This is a genomic window from Cohnella phaseoli (assembly GCF_003386235.1).
Lineage (GTDB): Bacteria > Bacillota > Bacilli > Paenibacillales > Paenibacillaceae > Cohnella > Cohnella phaseoli.
The window spans coordinates 1-21251 of record NZ_QRDZ01000012.1; the positions used below are offsets into that span (position 1 = coordinate 1).

Annotated in this window: 11 protein-coding genes, 2 rRNA genes and 1 pseudogene; 12 read left to right on the forward strand and 2 right to left on the reverse strand. The window is 48.8% G+C overall.

Annotation, left to right across the window (positions count from 1 at the left end):
• From DFP98_RS15820 to DFP98_RS15835, 4 genes and pseudogenes are all read left to right on the forward strand, one after another.
• Window positions 1-93: ribosomal RNA gene (locus DFP98_RS15820) — 23S ribosomal RNA — on the forward strand; the annotation flags it as partial.
• 152 nt (window positions 94-245) lie between these two features.
• Window positions 246-362, forward strand: a 5S ribosomal RNA gene (rrf, locus tag DFP98_RS15825).
• Window positions 363-549: 187 nt separating this feature from the next.
• Window positions 550-700 (forward strand): annotated as a pseudogene (locus DFP98_RS39765) (IS1595 family transposase); the annotation flags it as partial.
• A gap of 115 nt (window positions 701-815) precedes the next feature.
• Entirely contained in the window at window positions 816-1490 is a 675-nt protein-coding gene (locus DFP98_RS15835; protein ID WP_116061589.1) for a hypothetical protein, read from the forward strand.
• Window positions 1491-1917: 427 nt separating this feature from the next.
• Here the strand turns inward: DFP98_RS15835 and DFP98_RS15840 are convergent, their stop codons facing one another.
• Entirely contained in the window at window positions 1918-3642 is a 1725-nt protein-coding gene (locus DFP98_RS15840) for a hypothetical protein (protein WP_116061590.1), read from the reverse strand.
• A gap of 15 nt (window positions 3643-3657) precedes the next feature.
• The gene (locus tag DFP98_RS15845; protein ID WP_147310204.1) at window positions 3658-4431 is read right to left on the reverse strand and encodes a hypothetical protein; all 774 of its coding nucleotides are present in this window, start codon (window positions 4429-4431) and stop codon (window positions 3658-3660) included.
• A 490-nt stretch (window positions 4432-4921) separates the two neighbouring features.
• Here DFP98_RS15845 and DFP98_RS15850 point away from each other — a divergent pair, with 490 nt between their 5' ends.
• The 8 genes from DFP98_RS15850 (at window position 4922) to DFP98_RS15885 (ending at window position 21159) form a co-directional block, all read left to right on the forward strand.
• The gene (locus DFP98_RS15850) at window positions 4922-6730 is read left to right on the forward strand and encodes a vWA domain-containing protein (protein ID WP_116061592.1); all 1809 of its coding nucleotides are present in this window, start codon (window positions 4922-4924) and stop codon (window positions 6728-6730) included.
• A gap of 13 nt (window positions 6731-6743) precedes the next feature.
• A complete protein-coding gene (locus DFP98_RS15855) occupies window positions 6744-10133 on the forward strand; it encodes a tubulin-like doman-containing protein (protein WP_116061593.1) in 3390 nt (1129 codons plus the stop codon).
• A 10-nt stretch (window positions 10134-10143) separates the two neighbouring features.
• Window positions 10144-12468 carry a hypothetical protein gene (locus tag DFP98_RS15860; RefSeq protein ID WP_116061594.1) on the forward strand — a complete coding sequence of 775 codons (2325 nt, stop codon included), beginning with the start codon at window positions 10144-10146 and terminating at the stop codon, window positions 12466-12468.
• A 64-nt stretch (window positions 12469-12532) separates the two neighbouring features.
• Complete coding sequence (locus DFP98_RS15865) at window positions 12533-13816, forward strand: vWA domain-containing protein (RefSeq protein ID WP_116061595.1); 1284 nt, start codon at window positions 12533-12535, stop codon at window positions 13814-13816.
• 19 nt (window positions 13817-13835) lie between these two features.
• Window positions 13836-14474, forward strand: a complete 639-nt coding sequence (locus DFP98_RS15870; RefSeq protein WP_116061596.1) for a beta-mannanase — start codon at window positions 13836-13838, stop codon at window positions 14472-14474.
• A 12-nt stretch (window positions 14475-14486) separates the two neighbouring features.
• A complete protein-coding gene (locus tag DFP98_RS15875; protein ID WP_116061597.1) occupies window positions 14487-15752 on the forward strand; it encodes a TRAFAC clade GTPase domain-containing protein in 1266 nt (421 codons plus the stop codon).
• Window positions 15752-18454, forward strand: a complete 2703-nt coding sequence (locus DFP98_RS39080; protein WP_116061598.1) for a GAP1-N2 domain-containing protein — start codon at window positions 15752-15754, stop codon at window positions 18452-18454. The genes DFP98_RS15875 and DFP98_RS39080 overlap by 1 nt, the downstream gene beginning before the upstream one ends.
• Window positions 18451-21159 carry an S-layer homology domain-containing protein gene (locus DFP98_RS15885; protein WP_116061599.1) on the forward strand — a complete coding sequence of 903 codons (2709 nt, stop codon included), beginning with the start codon at window positions 18451-18453 and terminating at the stop codon, window positions 21157-21159. Before DFP98_RS39080 ends, DFP98_RS15885 begins: the two co-directional genes overlap by 4 nt.
• The last annotated feature ends 92 nt before the right edge of the window (window positions 21160-21251 follow it).

Sequence of the window (21251 nt, forward strand, 5' to 3'; positions counted from 1 at the left end):
GACCCCTGGAAGAACACCAGGTTGATAGGCTCGGGGTGGAAGCGCAGCAATGTGTGGAGCTGACGAGTACTAATCGGTCGAGGGCTTATCCTAACATCGTGCGATGCAAATCGCTACGAACAGGGTTTTGGCCTACAAAGCAAGACACTTCACCTTCTTCTAAGCGCAAGTTTGGTTCGTATCCGGTTTTCAGGGCGCAAGCTTTGAATGGCATGTTTAACATGGCTTGAAATGAAGCAATCTGGTCTGGTGATGACGGCGGAGGGGTTCCACGCGTACCCATCCCGAACACGACCGTTAAGCCCTCCAGCGCCGATGGTACTTGGACCGCAGGGTCCTGGAAGAGTAGGACGTCGCCAGGCTAGATAGACAAGAGAAACACCCTTAACCGGGTGTTTTTTTCGTTAGGCTATGTTAAATCGCATTGTTGATAAGGCACGCCGATACGTTGGACAATAGCGGTAAGCAAGAGCTTATCGACTTTTTACAGTCCCGCACCATAGTGTTTGCAGCTTCGATTCCCATCATTGATGAAATTCGGGAGCAAATCACAGTCGTCTGAAAAAATGGATGGACGGCTTTAATGGTGTTGCAGCCAAGTATTTGCAGCACTACTTGGCTTGGTTCCGCTATGTAGATAGCAAGGAGTACGAGAATACGATGTCGAATAAGAAACAGATGCTGGTTAGCTCTTGCCTGTTTTCAATGACGGACACGAACGCCAGAATTAGGCGTTCAGTGTTTTCTTGTTAAGCTGACGGCACATTAGTTGCAAGAAAAAGGTCATTAAATATCTGAAAGGATTGATAAATAAGTTGTACAAGTTGGACATAGACAGAGAACAGTTCTGGAACGGATGCATGTTGGCGGCGATTGCTCATGCTATAATGACTGCACATTACCCTGACTTTTCATTCGAACAGTCATGGGATGGAATAAACTACAATGTACAAGATGGAGCAGGCACACGAGGAACAATTACATTCCACGATGATGTTATTGTAGGCGCATTTAGAAATGAACAAAGTGGTCGCCTTATTAGTAGCGATTTGACCCGAACAGTTCAAAAGAACCTCACTAACGCACCATCAGCAGTTCATGAAGTTGCTATAGCGGAAACACTACAATACTTGCTAGATGACGTTGACGGGCAAACAATGCCTCTAATAACGACACTATTTTACGGTGTGAATGACGACTTTATTTCCAACGATAATATAGAAGATTTATTTGAACATGGTGCAAAGATTATTCAAACGCAACTTTTGGGTTATACAGATGAAGCAATAAAGCGATGGCAGGATTATTATGAAATGTCACAAGAGCAAAGCGATTTGGTTTTGTCGGTATTCCACCGCAAACGCCAGAATCCAGAAACCGAAATCAGATTAACGCAAGAGGAAGCAAACCTTATCGGACTGGAGAACGCAGATGGTATTGAGGAGTGTCGTGAATCGCTTGAAGAATTAGGTGTTATATTACCAATGTAGTGAATTGATTCCTCGATAAACGGGAAACGATAGCCTTAAAAAGGGGCTGTCTCCTAAGTAAAAAGAGTCGTACGAAAGAATGATCGATGAGAAAGTTGTCGTGCGTGGATCTCCTTACGATGCTATACGATCCTGAAATTTGAATGGGTAAACCCGTTAAGAGGTGATTTCAGGACCGTATGAGGCAGTCTCCAGAAGATACATGCACTTTTCTTGATAGATCATCTTGTACGACCCTACTTATGAGACAACCCCTTTCATTTGGTCACTTATCAACATTAGGATTTAACATAGCCATTCGTTATAGGATATTTTTCCGTTATAGGAGATAGTCAAACAACCTCAATGTACAAAAAGCCCCATCCTTCTCCCAGTGCTGAGCTGGAAGGAAGAATGGGGCGCGCTCAACGGGTCGAGCCAATCCATCTTATTGCGATATTGAGGCTACTTTTACTTTATAGGCTGCAATCGATTGTTCCCCTTTTTTGATTTGCTCATTGCCGACCCATGTGCCGGTAACCGTTGCTTGACCTTCGTGCATGTTGGCCACTCCGTACAGAAGGATGTATTGGTCTCCGTTGGCGACAACGGCGGTTGTACCGTCTGCCGCAAGTATGGTGCAAGTGAATTTAACTTTGACGTTCTTGTATTTTTTTAAGCTGGCAAGTGCAATTTCGACATAGTCCGGCTTAATCCCGTCATATTTGTAAGTGCCGTTGCGCAGGGTGTAGAAGGATTCCTGGCCCGCGCCTTCTCCGATCCCGTTTTTGACGATGATCTTCCCGGCTTTTTCTACATTAAATCCGTCGGCTTCTATATCAAGAATCTTCTTCAACTCGGAAGATTGGGTGTCGTACGCAATATACCTCGATTTTCTCGCGGACGAACCGGCTTCGATCAGAATCGTCGGTTTGGAGGTTAAGCTGTTCGTGACCTTGATCGATTTAATGTTTAGATCCTTATCCAGTGCGACTTCTTTCTTATTCGTCGACATGTCGGTCATCATCCGAGCGAGCAAAAGCTTGCCGTTAGAGGTTCCTATGGCATAGAGCGAAGCGCCCATCAGATCTTTGCCGTTGGTAATGTTGGCGAATTTCCGATCTGGAGCGACCTTGCTAAGAAGGTATCCCGGATCGCCGGAAGCCTGCTTGTACTCGACATTCCTGAGCTGCTTGTCCGTATTACGATAAATTCCGAGCTGTTTGTAGAGCGCGATGGCGTCTGCGTACTTTTTGTTCTGGACAAGTCGTTCGGCTTGCCGCAAAAGGTCTTTATGCTGTTTAGAAATGAAATTCGTTACTTTTGATCCTTTGTAGGCCAATACGGATTTTTTCTCATACTGAATCGCATCACGCAAGAAAGTATCAATTTGATTGTTGTCAATCGATGCCGTCAGGTGATCGATCGCGTACGTCTCAAGCTTGGAGATGAGCCAATCCGGATTAACCTTGCGGCCTGTGTAGAGTTTATTGAGGCGAATGCCTTCTTCGAGTACTTCGGCAAATTTTTTATCCCGGGCAAATGCATCGATTTTTGCCTCATCGTATGAGGTTAACTGCAAAGCAAGCTCGGCTTGCTTTTTTTCGGAGCTGCCAAAAAATTGAACGGGGATACTCAGGAACGAAGCGGTCGGTTCATCCGTGAAAAGCTTCTTTTTCATTTCCGCTTGCATCTGCTTCTGCAATCCCGCTATATATTTGGCAAACGAATCTTCAAAATGCCGCTCGATTTCGAAATGATTGCTTACGTCCAAAAATAAGGCTTGATAATCTTCGCCTTTAGATGCGGCCGCTTTTTTAACGTTCCTATAGTTTACAAAGGACCCGGCCAAGTCCGCGGGATCACCGCTGGCGCTCTGCTCCAAAATATCGGATAGCTCGGTTTTAATCCGAGTCACGGGCTGAAGCTTAAGGACTGCTTCGGCAATTTCATCTTGATGATAATCGATCCAGCCATTGTCGGCCGCTTGGGCGTAGTAGGCTTCGGCAGCGATGATATTGTCGTCGTTCATGGCTGCCGAAGCCATAGAATAGTTATGCAGCTTGGAGTAACTGTAATAAACTTTGATCGCAGCCAGACTGACGGCCGCAATTGCGATAACCAAGGCGGCTAGGCGAATTAGCTGCGAGCGTTTGTAGGTTATTGTAAACACGATAAATCCTCCATCCTACCATATCCCTTGAAAGTCGGGATCGAAGCCGTACCTGACTCTCACGGTTTCTTTGCACTTGCGAGACAAACTTACGGTATTCAGCGAAGGATGCTCGGCAAGCATTTTGCACAGCCGCAGAAATCTTTCCTTGGGCAACCCCTCTACATAATCGAAAATCATGGAGGAGTAGGTATCTACATAGTGTCTCATGCGAATAGCTGCAGCAGCAACGTTCGTCATAATCTCTTTGCCGTTCTCAAGCCCCTCGATCTCTGCCCTGTATTTAACGACGTAATCCAGAACGCTCTGGCGGATGAGCTGTTTATTGACTTGCGACACCTCAAACAGATAGGAGATGAAGAGCTTGTCGAAGTGGCCGGGAATGAGGGTTTCCAGTTCCAGCTGCATATCCTTGCGAATAAAAAAGCGGCTTAAGCAAAAAATCTTGTAAGCTTTAATATGATCGTTGTTTAGAAAGTAGCCGATTTCGCGCAGCTTCTCGTATCCCTCTTTGAATTTAGAGGCTTTGATGTCCTCCAGCGAGCTCTCAACGTCCCGGTTAAGTCCTGCGGCAATTTGCGGAACTTGTTTGATGAGCAGCTTTTGGAGATAAAACTTTTCATTGGTAACGCGGTAACGTTTCAATAAATATAAATAAGCTGTCAGCAATACGACTGCAGCCGAGAAGGCGGCGATCAACTGGGTGAAGTCGCGAGCAAGAACGATGCCTAAGCAGAGAAGAGCGATCAGAAGCAGCGTTTCGGTATGGCCCGATCTCTTGTGAATCACGTAGGCGTGTTCGGCAGGCGATTGGAAAGTGCGAGAAGATTGGCAATCCGGGCAAATTTCATCAAAGAGAACCGAATATCGACCGCATTTTTTGCAATATTTAAGCCTTTGGAACGTATAGGTTGATTTTTTGAGTTTACGAAATTGTACCGCAATTTTAGACTCCATGGTTCTCCTCCCTGCGATTCAGAGAAGAAACGATATAATTATCCAATTGAGCTGGAGGGGCAATCTTTTTTTTGCGTCTGTAGAAAGATATCCATTTAATAACTAAAAAAAGGACACAGATCAACAGGATGATATAAGTTAACACTAAAGTCGCCTCTATTCGCATCATAAATTAAGAAAGTTATGGAATTATCTTAGTTAAGACGGTATCATTATTTGTATATCTCTTCTACTATACAACAGGGCATATTTTACTAGCAAGGAAACCTTTGGACCCTGTCAGAAGGCCAATCTTATGGAAGAACGTCGGGGGTAACGCAGCATGAAACCGAAAAAAAATTCGAATCAGTTATCTTACTTGTTAACCATCCTTTGTCTATGTTTGACACTTACCGGAGTTGACGCATTTTTCGCGTCCAAGGCAATTGCAGCAACCTATACAGAGCAGAAAATCGATGTCGTATTGACCGTAGATGCCAGCAATTCCATGAAAACGAGCGATAAAAATTTGGTCGCGAACGAAGCGATGAAAATGTTTGTGGACATGGCTTCCGTGCAGGGAGATAAGATCGGTCTCGTATCTTATACGGATCAGATTGTGCGGGAGAAGGCGTTGTTGACCATTAATACGCCACAAGACAAGGAAGAACTGAAAAAGTTTATCGACCAAATCGTAAGAGGCTCCTACACCGACATCGCCGTCGGGGTTGTCGAAGCTGTGAAAATTTTGGAGCAAGAACGCGAGCCGGGGCGTTTCCCCATGATCGTCCTGTTGTCGGACGGCAACAATTCCCTTCGTGGCAGCAGAACGCAGGAGCAGTCCGATAAGGAGCTTAACGAAGCGATCGACAAGGCGATCGCTTTGGGAATTCCTATTTATACAATCGGTTTGAACGCAGACGGGAAATTAAACAAAGCTAATCTCGAGGACATCTCCAAGAGGACGAACGGCAAATCGTTTGTCACAAGCTCGGCGGAGGATTTGCCGCAAATTCTGAGCGAAATATTCGCGAATCATTTGAAAGTGAAAGTCATCCCGCTTAATGGAGTAGTGGGCAATGGCCAGTATCAGGACGTTAGGGTGCCGATTCCGAACGAGAACGTTCTGGAAGCGAACATCTCGCTGATTTCGTCCAAGCCGGCGCAAGTCAAGCTGTACGATCCGTCGGGACAAGAACGAGCCATCCCTTCGGACGGCATCATTTACTCCAAGTCCAACGCGTATTCGCTAATCAAGTTGTCGAAGCCGGAATTGGGGGATTGGAAGCTCCAAGTCAAAGGCGTCGATAAGGATAAAATCGATATTAACCTAGTTTTCAATTATGATATCCAACTGGTTATGGAGCCGCTTGCTCCGGGCGTTACGTATAAGAAGGGCGATCAGGTTGAGGTAAAAGCGCACCTTGAATCCAATGGACAGGTGCTTGCGGATGAGGAGCTGTACAAAGACATCAAATCGACGCTGCTTGTGACCGATCTGGATACGCAGCAAACCGAAGAATTGCCGCTGACCAACTCGGGGCAGCAATTTGAGGGAAGCTACAAGGTAGCCGATGCGCATGATTATGAGCTTAAGATCAAAGTAGAGGATGCCAGCTTCTTCCGGGAAAGCGAGCCGGTCAAGATCAGCGCCAAGTCCGCGCTGCCCCAGGCAACGCCTTCGCCCTCCGTGTCCCCGACTCCCGTGACAGAGAAGGAGAAAGAGCCGTTTCCATGGTTGTATGTCGGCGGGGGCGCCGCATTGCTAATCCTGCTCATTGTTTTAGCGTTGGTTATTCTGAACAAGGTTAAGAAGGCGAATAAAGGCTTTTACGGGCAAGTGATCATCGAGATTCGCGACGAGGACACGAACGAGAGAACAAGCCCGCAATATAAGCAGTTAAACGGTTTTAAAGGGAAGTTTAAACTGCATCAATTGCTGCAGTTAGCGCCGGAACTTGCGGAGACGGACAAAATCGTGTTCGTTCCGGGTAAGGATTCCATCATTATCTACAACCAGACCCCGTGCATCATCGAGAAATCCGGACGCGCCTTCGATGCGAGCAAAGGGAAAGAGTTAAAAAATAACGACCGTATTAAGATTACTTTGCAAAAAGTAAACAAATCCATTTGGCTCGACTACATCGTTTAGGGGGAAACACGCAATGAAAGCAGTCGTAAGAGAGCATATTCAACAGTTGGACGTCTCCCAAGGCGGAGGAATCGTCAGCGATAAAATCAGAGTAGATACGATAGATAACCCGATGCTTGTCATCGGGTTGGGCGGTACGGGAATCGATGCGCTGCTGCGCCTGAAATATCAGATCAACCGCCGTTTTAAACTGCCGGAGGACCCGCTTACGAAGAAGAAGCGCGACAAGCCGGACAATGTTGAATTTATCGCCTTCGAGACGAACGAGCACGACCGCAACAAGAAGTACAAAGGGATCGGGCTTGATCCGTTAACGGAATTCGTGCTGTTGTCCAACTCGGAAATAGGCAGCTTGCTGCAAAATCGCAGCTTATTGGAGCCTTATATTACCGAATGGCTTTCTCCCGAGCTGTTGATTACGGATGGAATAAGCGGCGCTTCCGGCATTCGGCAAGCAGGCCGTTTGTTATTGTTTACGAAAATCGTCCAAGTCGTGCAGGCTTTGGATAAAAAAATACGCGGACTGTCGGTCGGAACGAACAAGAAGCTGATGGTATTTCTGCTGACGGGGTTATCCGGGGGAACGGGGAGCGGCTGCTTCCTCGATATTTCGTATATCGTTAGAGGGCTGATCGAACGGGAGCATGGCAGCGCCGGCGTAGATAAGGTGAATATGCTGGGCTATTTATTTATGCCTGACGTCAATCTGGCGAGCAAGAGCTTGACCGATCACACGAAGGAATACATCAAGAAAAACGGATATGCCGCGCTTAAAGAGCTCGACTACTGGATGAACGTAGACGAGCGCAGCGAGCGATTCAAACAACAATACGGCAATGCCATCACGGTGAATTCGCCGATGCCGCCGTTTAACTTGGCTCACTTGATCTCCGCGACGAATCTCGAAGGCAAGCTGCTGGAGAATTCGTACGATTACTGTATGAACGTAACGGCGGAGAACATTACGAACTTCATGGCCAGCGAGGACAAGCAGTCGGGAGAAGAGTTCGCGATTCACGACTATATCAGCAACATTCGCACGAATATTAACCAGATGCCGAAGCCATATGCGGCGAACTATCAATATAACATATTGGGCGCTTCCTCGGCTGTATTGCCGATCGAGGAGATGACGACCTATTTGGCGTACAAGCTGTTCAAGAAGATGGAGAAAATGTTCGACATGACTCCGAGTCAGGAGTTCACGGAACAGTTGGTCCGCAAACTCGGAATCGACCCGGACACGGTGCAGCAGGAGTTCGAGAAACGCGTTCCTAGCCCGATCCCAGGCTATCAGAACAGCGAACGCTTTAGCTATAACAACGTGATCAGGCAGCAGGTTGTCAGCATAGATACGGAATTGGAGCAAAGCTTCCTCTCCCGCGCCCGGGAGGAGTATATGAAGGCGAAGAAGCAGTTGCCGGCGCAACTGCTGGAGAACTTCACCGAGCAGCTTGAGCGCATTTTCCGCAATCCGGAGCAGGGGCCGTTTTTTGCCTCTCGGGTCATTAACGCGCCTAAGGGTTATTGCTTGTTGAACCTGATCAGCTCCTATATCGAGTCTTTAAAGGAAAGCATACTTAGAATTCCGCAGGACATTGATGGCGCCAAAGAGACGGCCAATCAGAGACTGGGCGATGCAAGAACGGCGTTTATCTCGAAGGACAAGAAAAAAGACGTGTACATCGACGCCAAAATTCAGGAGTACTTGCTGTACGCGGATCGCGAGCGCATGGAGCAGATGATCGAGTTTTACGAAGATTTGGCGCAGATCATCAACGATCAAAACTCGCGAATTTACGGGGTGTTCACAGAGCTGCTTAATGCGCTTAACGGAATTTTCGAGAAGAATGGAGATATTCTCGTTAACGGCGACGAGCAGGTCGATCATAGAGGCAACAAAACCTATTATTGGAACATTGTAAGCGTGCCGGATATCGAAAAGGTGATCACCAATGTAATGGACAACAAGAGCGTGAACACCTTGATCTCCGACTTCTCCAACGAGCTGCTCCGGAAATCGGAGCAATGGGTGCGGGAACAAGAGGTCGATATCGTCAGTGCGATTTCCGAGTTCCTGTCGGACCAATTCGGCGATTTGATCACGAAATCGATGGAGGAGTTTCTGGCGATCAAGTACGGTCAGGACGAAGCGGTCGATAAGGTAGTAGAACGGATTATTGCCAAACGTCTGGACGACGAGGCGATTCCGGTCTTCCATCTGAGCAATAGCTCCGGCAACTTCCATTTCCCGCAATGGGGATTCGTCTCTGTGCCTGCCGATGCGCCGAATATTTTCAAAGGCATATTGAAATATCAGGAGATTGCTCTGGGCCACTCCCGGTTTACGATTAAGGAAAGCCAGGTAAAAAACCGGATCTTCTGGTTAAACACCCGCAACGGCATCCCGCTCTTCTCCTACTCACCGCTGAAGGTGCTGGAGGAAAGCTACGAACGGACGATTCTGGAGCAAGAGGGGATCGGGCGTCACCTGGTGCAAACGGACAAAATCAATTGGACCTACTTGCCGTCGCCGATTCCGGAGAAATCATGGGGCGATGTGTATAACAACAGCAGGGTCAAGCAATTTAACTCAGGAATTCGAGGGCTGTTCGACAAGGCTGCGGAGTTCCGCATCATCGTCGAGAAGTCGGAGAATGTCACGACGACAAGCCGTTATGAGCTTGTTCTGACGAAGGCCTTCCAGGTTGAACAGTTTGTGAAAGGCTTTAACCATCAGTTGGATAGCGGGAAGCCGAATCACGGCGAGATCAGAAAGTGCCTCGAACAGTTGAAGGGGCTGCTGAAGGATGGACTGGAGCGCGAGGGAGCGCGAGACATTTTCGGCAGTATCAATGAAGAGATGGCGAAGGAGAACCTGATCCGCTCACCCGAATTGCTGGATTACGTTCGTAAGGAAATCGCCAAGTACGAAGCGATCGCCGCGAAGATCGCGGAGCTGGAGCAGTTCGCGAACGCGCACTCCGATATGGAGAAGCTCATCGACCAATTTATCGAGGCCATGTACACAAAAACGATTTGCAAAAAAGGCACGCTGTACGTCTACGACCATGAAGCCGACGAGGAAGCCTGGGAGCCGCTTGTTAACCTGATGCGGGTGAACAAGTTTGTCGATTATGCGATTTTCGAACAATTGAGCGGCCTCGACAACAAGAAACGGGAGCTGCTGCAGCGCAAATCGGCCAAGCGCAGCGTTCAATTGTCCACCGAAGTCGATACCTCCAACTTGCTGTTAACGTTGAGAGAGATGGCGGCGGCTTATCAGGAAGGCAAATCCGCTCTTGACTATGACCGCAGCGAATGGGCCAACGGCGAAGAAATGTACAGCTTCTATCAGCAAGTCTCGGCCAAAGTGAACGATATTATAAATAAGTTAAAGTAGAGGAAGCCGAATGCAGCGACAATTACATGCTTTCGCGAACGCATACGATGCGGACGCAGATCGGTTTATCGATGATAACGACGGACAGCTTAGTATCAATAACCCTCTCTTATTCGTGTTCATCGGAGACCAATCCCTTGAAGCGCTGAACGCTGTTTACGAGAACAATAGGAAAAAGTGGAACAACAGCAAAGGCGTTCTCTATTTTCATGTTTATCAGGACCAGACGGTGGAGAAGGAAAATGTGTTCTCGCTGCGTCTTCCTTCCTCGGGCTCGGACCGGAAGACGGCTCGGCAAAGTTTGCATCGTCAATTTTATCAAGATATTCGGATATTGGCGGAATTCAATCGCTTGGCGAGACAAATCGGCAACCGCATCGCCGAACACGGGAAGTCGTACTCCTCGTTCCAAAGGCTTAACATGGCTTTTGTGACCAGGGTGGAGGACTGCTGCAACATCGTGCTTCCCGAGATTGCGCTGCTGCTCAAATCGCTGCTGGGCGAATCGTTTAAGCTGATCCAGATGGATATGTACGGGCTGATTAAGGAAAAGAGGGGAGAGGAGCATGAATATGCATCCTCTCTCGGGATCAGCTTTTTGCGGGAGCTTGATCGTTATCAGGACAGGGCCTATCAATTCGAAGGCATGCTGCTCGTAACGGACGATCAGATCAAGCTACCTATCGTGCATGCGGCCTCTCCGCTATTCGATCTCGTTTATTTGCTCAGCGATAAGAACGAGCATGGGATGTTCGACGACGATGCCGGAATGAAAGCCAATTACGATATTATTTGCAATATGAATCTGCTGAAAAACCGCAAAATTATCGACGAATTCGACCATCGGCACGAGAATTACAACAACCAACATTTCAGACAGCATATCCAGCCAGCGGAAACGAAGGGGCCTGTTTATTCATCGGCAGGCCTTTCAATCGTGAAGCGCCCGAATCAAGCGATTGCGCTAACGGTGCTTTCGCAATTTTATCGGCAAGTGATGAGCGTGCTAAGCGCGCAAAGCCAAGTTGAGAAGCGCGTAATCCTTGAGCTGTTTCAATTGAATTCCGATGCGGTAGACCGTAAAGTGGCGGAACTGATGCCGAGTAAGGAGAGCTTAGAGGAGATGTCCGCTTTGCTGTCCGAGTCGGTTCCGCTATCCGAGCTAAAGCGGATGTCTCTTAAGCAAGCGGAGGACAGTCTTTACGGCCAGCATGCCAACGCCTTCTTCGTCGATCATTTCGAACAAGCTGCGGACAAGAAGTTCCAGGGCATGAAGCTGGAGCAAGAGCTGGAGGCCAGCATTGAGCGGCAAATCGTCCAATCCGTATCCTACGGCTTATATTGCGCCTATGCCTGGACTTCCGAACAGGATGAACGTTCGATCGTCCATGAATTGCGGTCCATGATCAAGGATGTGTCCAGGCAATTGGAGGAGGCCCGGCTTCAATTGCTGCAAGTGGAGCAGGAGCCTGTGGAGTTGCAGGCTTTTTCGCGGTTCAGTTTTTTCGATAAGGGCAAGATTAAGCAGCTTAGCCGCCAACTGTTTGACAAAATATACGGACAAAAATTCGATATCCTGTTCTTCGAAATCAAGCAGAAGCTGCTTCGGCGCTACTTGGCGGCAATCGAGAGCTTACATCAGCCGCTTAGAGACAAAATCGAAGTCACGACGAGCCTGGACAAGCTTTTGAAGGAGACAAGCCGGCATAGCGTGTCCGAGGCTAACGATTACTTAGGTCGCAACATCCCCGAATATTACGAAGCCGTTGTCGAGGAAATTATACAGGACCTCCAAGCCAAACGAGGGACGTTTTTCTATTTTGAAGACCGTTACGTCGGAAATATCGCCGCTCTCGTGAACGAGGGGGCGGAAGCGCTGCTTAACCGATTTATTGAAGTGTGCCGGAAGGAAGTATTCGTGTACCCGCAATTTCGCCAATCCTTCGAGGACGAACTGCTTGAGCGCGCCAATGTTACCGTTAGGTATGAGGACAAGGGCAATGTGTTGTCCAAAGAGGAGCTCTACCGCGATTTATATATACAGTTGGAAGAGCGCGCCGCTATTCATATGCAAGTGTTTAATTACACGCAGAAGCATCGCTATGAAGAGAAGTACTTTTTTGCGGATTACGACAGCGAATTTATTCATCATGCCTTCTCGGTCGATAAAGGGGTCCGGCTCTATAAGCTCGGATGCGTGCACGAGAAAAAAGCGACCGGAATCGAGAAGCTTAACATTATGGGGGGCTTCCAATTGGAAGACCTGTTGTATGTCGTCAATAATACGAAATATTACGAAAGCTACAAGCAAAACGGATTTCAATTCCATGCGTGATCTTCGCGTCACGTCGGGAACTAGACGCAAGACAGGGGTTAGACGCTGAAGGGGGAGTCCGTCTATGTATCAACGAAAAATAAGTTTGTTGCTCGTTTTGTTTAGTTTGTTTGGAGGCATCGTGGGCGCCGTTGTCGGCGAAGCGCTGTTATCGTGGGGGACGGGGAAGATTCCGAACGTGCTGTTGATGGGCATGTACTTCGGACAGTTGGCGCTCTGGATAGCGCTTTTCTGCTTGATCGCGGAGCTGATTTCGCCCGAATTAAACGGGCAGGGCTGGAGATTGCGCTATACAGGCGACAGTTGGAAGTTGCTGATTCCGGCTTCCCTTGTCCTGTTATTGCTGGCGGGAATGGGACTGCAATTTATTTACGGCTTATACTTCGGTAAGAATCAACCTCCCAAAGATATTATGCTCGCGGTGGACACCTCCGGGAGCATGATTGAGACGGACCCGAATCGGGAGAGCATTGCCGCGCTGAACCAATTGGTTCAAAAGATGGAGTCGGATAAACGGACGGCTATTATTACGTTTAGCGACAGGGCCCAAGTGCTGCAGCCGCTGGTCGCGCTGGACAGCCAGGCCGCGAAAGAGGACGTTATCGCCAAGCTGAACGGGATCGGCGTTCCGGACGGCGGAACGGATATCGGAGCGGCTCTGAGCACTTCGATGACGCAGATTGAAGCGGCGAAGAACGAGGAAAATCGCAAAAGCATGGTCATTCTGATCTCCGACGGGTACAGCCTGGTCGATCTGGATGCGGCGCTGGCTCCTTACAAAGCGAATAAAATCTCGATCAACACGGTCGGGATGAACATTGCGGAAAGGGACGGCAACGACCTGTTGCGACAAATCGCAGGCAAGACCGGGGGAACCTTCCATCTCGTAGACGAGGTTTCGGACCTCTCGATGGTCATCTCCGAGATTTACCGTTCCACGCAATCCTGGCATCTGGTCGGAGAGAGAACCGGCGCATCCGTGGACAACCTTTATTACGAAATTTTGCGAATAATCTTGTTTGTTCTCATCGGCGCTTTCCTAGGTTTAGCGCTGGGTATTATATTCGATAACCGATATCTCGCCAAGAGCTTTACGATCGGCGGGAGCATTGCGGGATTAATAGCCGGGGCGATTCTCGAGTTCGGATTCAAAGACTTCTCCTTGTCCCCGCTAACTTACAGAGCGGCTGCCGATATTGTGCTGGCGGTTGTGCTTGCGCTTTCGACCGTTATGATCGCATATAAGCAAAATTCGTCGGAGGTCAACGGGGGGCTTTATTCCCGCAATCGCCAATACGGAGCGCAGAACTTAGAACGGCCGCAGGGGACGCGCAGAAACTTCAAGTAAGGGCGGGTGACAGTCAGCTATGCAGTGGAAGGACGATTTTGCCCATAATCAACGTATTACCGATATGAAGCAAAGCTTTCAGGACAATGTGTGCATTGTGACTTGGAAATGGCCGGAAGGCATCCAATTCGTTTATGTTTACGGCTTTGAGGCGGATGCCGAGATAGCGCCTGATCAGCGCGACCTGCAATCGATGAGGTTGTTCACGCGCGAGGAGTATAAAGCCAATAGGGGTTACCGGGCGCGGCTCGATACGATCGGGCGATACGCGTTTCGCGTCTATGCATGCGAACGAGCCGACGGCCGGATGGTCGTCTTCAAGCAGCAGGATGAAGAGAATATTATCCGGTTCAGCACAGGCAAAGCCCGAATTTGGTATTCCATCAAATACGGCCGAGCCTTCTTCAGCAAGCGCAAGCCGGTCAGGATCGAGCTTAACAGCGAAGTCTATGTCGCCAAAGAGGCATTGTGCTATGTGAAGAAGGAAGGCGCGTTCCCGTTAAACAAAGACGACGGCACCGCTTATCCTTTTATTCACGACGTGAATCCCGGACGCAATACGTTGCCCGAGATCGAAATCAATAAAAACGATCAGATCAAGTTGTTTTTCACCGATGGGAAAAAATACGGGGAAATCTACGAGCTGATTCCAGAATAGAGGAGAAAACCCATGCTGAAGTTTCTGAAAGGCTTGTTCGAGGGGAAAGCGCCGGTCAAAGAGAAGCCTCCGTTTTATCCGATCGTATGTCCTTATTGCTTCGATAAATTTCAGCCGGATGAAGTCGTGTTCCGCGCAATGCACCATAAGGCGGACGACCAGGACTATGCGCTGCAAGAGGACGAGACGCTGAACAAATATCGAGAAAAGTTCAATTTGGCGCCGATTGACGAGATCGAAGCGGTCATCCACCCCTCTTCCATTCCGGACGAAAACTTGATCGTGTCCGAGAACGTGCTCGTTGGGCTGACGGACAGACACGGAATTGCGACCAAGAAGCGGCTGTGCCCGAGCTGTCACAACGAGCTGCCGATTCCTTCCGGCAAAGTGCCGAGCAATATTATTTCCATTGTCGGCGCCTCGGCATCCGGCAAGTCTGTATACATGGCTTCGCTCATCCATACTTTGCAGCAATCGACGGCCAGCAACTTTTCTGCCGCTTGTATGCCTCTAAGCGCAGAGATCAGCCGTAAATTCCGCCAAAATTACGAGGAGCCGATCTTCGAGAGAGGCACGATGATTAGCTCCACGCTGCGAGACGTTGTGCAGGAGCCGTTTATTTTCCAATTCGTATTTAAGGACGAGAGCATTCCGCCGTTGACCTTGGTGTTCTTCGATGTGGCGGGAGAGGGAATGGTCGAAGAGGCATACCTGGATATTTATGCGTCGCACATCAAAAACTCGTCGGGCATTCTGTTCATGGTAGATCCGTTGCAGATGAGGACGATTCGGGATCGCCTAAAAGTCAGCTTCGGGGAACGTCAGGAAGAGTTCGCGGGACGGTACGATGAGCCAAGGGAAATTGTTATTTCCTTGTTCCAGAACTTTATCGGGCACGAGGAGAAGAGCGTCACCGATATTCCAACGGCGGTCGTGCTGACGAAGAGCGATATGCTTCAACACTTGAAGGAGGAGGACGGGGAATATATCCGCTCCAATAGCAACGTGTTTAAGAATGTTGTGCATTCGAAGTCGCTGGATCTGAACGAATTCAACAATATTAACGGGGAGATTACCCGTTTTATCGAGAAGGTTGATCGGCCCTTTAAAGACGCAATGGACGTTTATTTCAAAAATACGGCTTATTTTGCGGTGTCGGCGCTTGGCAGCAATCCGGTTAACAAGCAAATCACGGGGGTTGTGAACCCGATCAGAGTGGACGAGCCGTTCATTTGGCTGCTGTATAAGCTCAATTACATCGAGGGGAGCAACTCGTAATGAGCAGCGAACGCAAAATTCAACAGCAATATTTTGCTCGGGCGCGGGAAGGCGTATTCAGGTCGAACGAAGGACTCGATACGGTGGCGAAATCCCCCTCGCTCGACGGCAATTTTATTAAGAAAACGCTGCATCCCTTCTGCGTTTATTTCCCTCCGCAGGAACTGGTCCAACGAGGCGAGCAGGAACTGTCCCGTTTCCCGGAATCGTTAACCGTTTTTCATGCGGATTCCGGAGAGCTGGTAATCGGACGGAGTCAATTCGCGGGTACGGACTTCACAGGCCAGCGAGACACGATATTCGTCCATAACTACGTGGTGCCCAAGGAGCGGAAAGAAGAGGTTCTGCGGTCCGGGTTCCGAATTTTTCAGATCAACCGCTTTCAGACCGAATACGATATTCAAGAAGGTAAAGTTCTTCCCGAGCTGGACGACATTCCGGCAGATTCGCAATCCCATCTTGAGCGGCAGCAGAACATACTGGACCGTCTCGGTATCGACGACAATCTATTTAAACAGCTGCTGGGAGCCGTCATGGCCTCGATCTCCAGCAACAAGAAGGTCTATATCGCTCTGGATGTCGACGTGACGGAGAGCGCCATCTACGCGAAGAAGCTTACGGAAATTTTATTCCATTTCCTCCCTTACGAATTGCGAAGACATTTCGGCTTCACAACGTATTATAACGAGCCGCAAGGCAAGAAGTTTATTGACGTTATGTTTGTAGAGAAAGGGAGCATACGGGCCAACGATCGCAGTTTGGATAAAGATTTCGTATTCGATTTCCCTAACGGAAGGTTCGTTAACGCGGAACGGGCTAGCCAAGATCATTTTTATCTAAATTTCGCATGGTCCTGCAGAGAACGGCCTGATGCGCTGGCCGAGTTTTTTTCGTTCGCGGAAGAGGCGTTGCAAGGAAGAGAGGCAGCGGAGAAGCTGGCTCCTTCTACTTACCATAAGCTATGCGCGCTTTTCCAAGTGAGTCGCGGACTAAAGAGCTTGTACGAACGGAACAAAGACGGCCTGCTATATAGCATTCTCGATTATTTGGACGATGGGGCGCAAGCGAACAAACAAAAGCTCTACCAAATGTTCTATCAACTGGTCGGGGACGAGGTTTCCAACCTGAATTCGGGAAATATCGTATCCGTTGAGTATTTGCAAGCGATGATTGCCTACTGCCGGATCGCGGACACTCGGACGCAACAAGAGTTCGTGGGTCACCTCGTTAATTTCATGTTCACTAACTGGAAAAACAACGAAGATCCGAATTATTCGATTCAAACAATGCAAGAGTTACAGCAGCAACCGGAGCTTTTTGCCGCCGTTGTCGAAAAGATGCATTCCGAAGATAGATATTATCGCGTTTTCGAAGATTATTTCCAAGCGCGTGCGGAGTCGATCAACTCCGTAAGAGGGATTCAGGAAGAGATCGAGTTCTGGAAGAAATATACCCCTCAGGTCGTAGCGAGTACTTTTTTTCTGCAGCAAATCCTTTTAAAAGTACAGCGAGTGCTGGAAAAAAGCAGCGACATATTAAACAATGGCAAACAATTGTACGCCTTTATCCAAACTTTGGACCCGACGAGTCGCGATATAGAAATTTTCAAGGAAAATCTCGAATTGGCTATTGCCATCTGTATGTTGGACGCGCTGGAGCTGGATCAGGTAACCGCGGCGGATATCGATAAGCTGCAGTTTCTCGTTGCGAGAAATCCGGGAAAAGGGAAGAAAGAATTAGAACCCAAGGATAAAGAGAAGCTGCGCATACTGGGCACGGTTTCCTTGATCTTGAACGGCGATGGGCAGAAAGAGTCGGAAATATTGTCCAAGCTGGATGGAATGGACCCGGAGGCTTTTGATCAGACCCGCCGAATGCTGCAAAAGCTGCTGCGAGCGCAGGTTTATGCTGCCAATTTCAAGAAGGTTTCCTATGCTTTTTATCGTCGTCCTAAGGATCAGGATGCCGATGACGAAGAAGGGCTCGGAGTAGCCGCGAGGTCTCGCAGTTCCGGCAAAAACAATAAGGGGTCCTCTTCGCGCAAGCGGGAGTCGGGAATTTACAATTATCGCGAGATGCTGGCTTATGTGCATAGCGCCGCTCAGAACAGCGAGACGGTCTTTGAGTTTATCATTTGGTGCGGTTCGAGCTCCAAACTGGAAGAAAGCTATAAAGCGGCCATCCGCGATTATTTCGAGTACGAGGGCCAAGGCGCATTTAAGTCGAAATCTATCCGGAAAAAAATTAAAACGATAAAAAGTGCCGAGTTAAGAAAACTGCTAGATGAAATCAGATTAACGCAATCCGGATTCCTTATGAAGCTTCTTACCGGCAAGAACAAGGGGATCGGGATATCGCTGATCGTTGCTGTATTCACCCTTGCCATCGCCGGCGGGACGGTTGTTGTTTTGGGTCAGATGAAGAAGGACAAAGGGACGCCTCCTTTGCCGACAACGATTCCGACAGCGGAGCAGTCCGAGTCGCCTACGCCTTCATTGGATCCCGGTGTCGAAACGCCGTCAAGTGAAACGAGCAATCCGAGCTCCACCGCACCGAGTAGCCCGGACGGTTCGAGTGACCCGGGTGCATCGAGCAGCCCAGGTGCATCGAGCAGCCCGAGTGCTTCGAGCAGTCCGATTACATCTACTACTCCGAGTGCTTCGGGCGTTCCACCCAGCGGCGAGGAGGATTCGCAGCAATGAGTTCGAACAGATTGGCAAGTTATATCCTCTTGCTCGTCCTTGCCATTGGGGCTAATCTCTTGGGGGAAACGGGCGCTGCGGCGGCGGGAGAATCCGAGGTTAAGTCGTTCAAAGACGTGCCTGCCAAGCACTGGGCGTACGTATCCGTACAGAAGATGATCGACAAAGGCATTATCAGCGGCTATTCGGATGGAACGTTTCATCCGACGGAGCAATTGACGAGAGCTCAGTTTGCCAAAATACTGACGCTAACGCTCGATCTGGATTTAGTTTCCGTCTCCGAGCCTACATTTTCCGATGTGAAGATCAATTCTTGGGCGCTGCCTTACATTGAGACGGTCAAAGCTTATTTGGAAGGTTATTCTTTTTTGCTGGGCAAATCGTTCTTCGATCCCGATGCGATTGTAACGAGGGAAGACGTTGCGGTCGCACTGGTCAAAGGGATGAAATTGCCGACGGACGTTACGAACGCAGAGCAGATTATCCGCAAGCAGGTGTCGGATTACAAGGCCATCACGCCGGAACTGGCCGTCTATGTGGCCGTAGCGATGCAGAACAACCTGATCGGAGGATTTGCAGACGGGACGTTTAAGCCAAAGCAAGGGTTGGACAGAGCTTCCGCTGTGGCACTGATGAGCAGGGTGATCAATTCCCCGAAGCTGCAGCCGCTTAAGGAAATTGAGCTTGAGGTCGTATTGCCCGACATTGCCGAGAAAAGCAAGGTACGGCTTCAAGGGACGGTCGGCGCGGACAACAAGCTATTCATAAATGGCAAAGCATTGTCTCACGCTAACGGTACGATTAATCACGAGCTTAGTCTGGATCGGGGAGAGGGCAAGTACGAGCTGGAGATTAAGGCCGTTCAACCCAATGGACGTTACAAAGCGATCGTAAAACAACTGACTTATCGGATTCCGGCTCCCGTGCTGACGATCGACCTCCCGACTAACTCGGACAAGCAAACCGTTACCGTTGCCGGTACGGTCATGGATGCGAACGACGAGAAACCGACGATAACCGTTAACGAAGTTAAAGTCTCCGTGTCCTCGTCAGGAAACTGGAGTAGGGATATTCGTCTTCAGGAAGGCACGAACACGGTCAGAGTCGTGGCGACCAACAAACTGAAGAAGTCGACCTCGGTAGAGAAAAAGGTCAAGTTCACGGTCAAACCACCGGAACTTTCTATCGATCAACTGCCAGCTACCGTTAACTCGAAAGTTCTGACGATTAAAGGGCAGGTCGTCGACAATAACGATGCTTATCCCCAAGTGAAATTAAACGGGGAAGTCATTAACCAGAAGGGGACAATCCTTAAATCGTATACCCTTGTCGAGGGCGACAATCAACTTACATTTGAAGCAACGAATTCATGGGGCAAGAAAACTACGGTTACCAAAAAGGTGAAATATGTAATTTTACCGCCGGACATTACGTTCGACAACTTTCCGGAAACTTCAGTTCTGAGTGAAATGCCGATTCGGATAAGCGCCGCGGACAATGATGATCCCAATCCGGGAATATACATTAACGATCGGTACTTGGGCGCCAAATCGGTAAATTCCACGCTGAGTCTAAGAGAAGGAGAAAATACGTTTACGATCAAGGCTAAAAACAACTTGGGCAAACAAACCGTTATCGTCAAAAAGGTGATTTACACGATATTGCCTCCTACCCTGCTCGTAGATCCGATTCCGGATACCACGAATGTTAAGACGATTACGATTAAAGCGTCGGCAACCGATGTTGCAGATCGTTCTCCTACGTTGTACCTTAACGGGATCATTACGGGGACGAGCAGTTTTACCAGGACGGTTACGCTGGTAGAAGGCAACAATACCGTAACGATTAAAGCTACAAACAGGCAAGGGAAATCAACCACGGTGGAGAAAAAAATCAGGTATATCATTTCTCCTCCGGTTGTAACGGTCGATTCGCTGCCGGAAACAACGGAAGTGAAGACCATTACGATTTCAGCCAGTGCCACCGATGCGGAGGACAGGTATCCGCGGCTGTATATGAACGGGACGAATATGGGCTCGAACTCCTTTTCGAAAGTGGTTACGCTGACCGAAGGAGTAAACACGTTCGAGATCAAGGCTACGAATAGTGCCGGTAAAACCTCGGATACGGTGGTCAAAAAGATCACCTACAATGTGCCGCCGCCAACGTTAACAATTGAGAATATTCCCGATACGACGACCTCTGCGAATTTGACATTAAAGGCAAGCGCGTCGGATGTCAACGATTCGAGCCCTACTCTGTTTCTTGATGGCACCAATATGGGGACGCGTTCATTTACCAAAACCGTTGCGCTTGTCGATGGAGAAAATGTATTCACCTTCAAAGCGGTTAACCAGGCAGGCAAAGCAACCGAAGTGGTGAAGAAGATTGTGTATAACGTACCGGCCCCAACGCTTTCCATTGGGCCATTGCCTGAAGTCGTGTCTACAGCCGGAATTACGCTTTCTGCAACCGCGGCAGATCCGAATGATATGAAACCGCAGCTTTATTTGAACGGGCAATTGCTGGGTGAATCGAGCTTCTCGATGTTCGTGACGCTGAATGAAGGAGAAAATGTATTTACCTTTAAATCCGTTAATCATTATGGCAAAGAGAGCGTCATCGTGAAGAGAGTCATGTATCAGCCGGTATCGCAGCCGCAAGGAGCCCAGGAATCTCAAGGTTCTCAAGGATCTGAGCCTTAAGCAACAATTAGCACGACCATACCGAGCTTCGAGAACCCCGCATATTTTCCAATGCGGGGTTTTCCCTTCGATTCTCAGTAAGATATAATGAA

What these genes read in the sequence shown, in the direction of transcription:
- DFP98_RS15875 (WP_116061597.1), top strand. Translation starts at nt 14,487, where the DNA reads ATGCTGAAGTTTCTGAAAGGCTTGTTCGAGGGGAAAGCGCCGGTCAAA.
- DFP98_RS15865 (WP_116061595.1), top strand. Translation starts at nt 12,533, where the DNA reads ATGTATCAACGAAAAATAAGTTTGTTGCTCGTTTTGTTTAGTTTGTTT.
- DFP98_RS15850 (WP_116061592.1), top strand. Translation starts at nt 4,922, where the DNA reads ATGAAACCGAAAAAAAATTCGAATCAGTTATCTTACTTGTTAACCATC.
- DFP98_RS15860 (WP_116061594.1), top strand. Translation starts at nt 10,144, where the DNA reads ATGCAGCGACAATTACATGCTTTCGCGAACGCATACGATGCGGACGCA.
- DFP98_RS15870 (WP_116061596.1), top strand. Translation starts at nt 13,836, where the DNA reads ATGCAGTGGAAGGACGATTTTGCCCATAATCAACGTATTACCGATATG.
- DFP98_RS15885 (WP_116061599.1), top strand. Translation starts at nt 18,451, where the DNA reads ATGAGTTCGAACAGATTGGCAAGTTATATCCTCTTGCTCGTCCTTGCC.
- DFP98_RS15855 (WP_116061593.1), top strand. Translation starts at nt 6,744, where the DNA reads ATGAAAGCAGTCGTAAGAGAGCATATTCAACAGTTGGACGTCTCCCAA.
- DFP98_RS39080 (WP_116061598.1), top strand. Translation starts at nt 15,752, where the DNA reads ATGAGCAGCGAACGCAAAATTCAACAGCAATATTTTGCTCGGGCGCGG.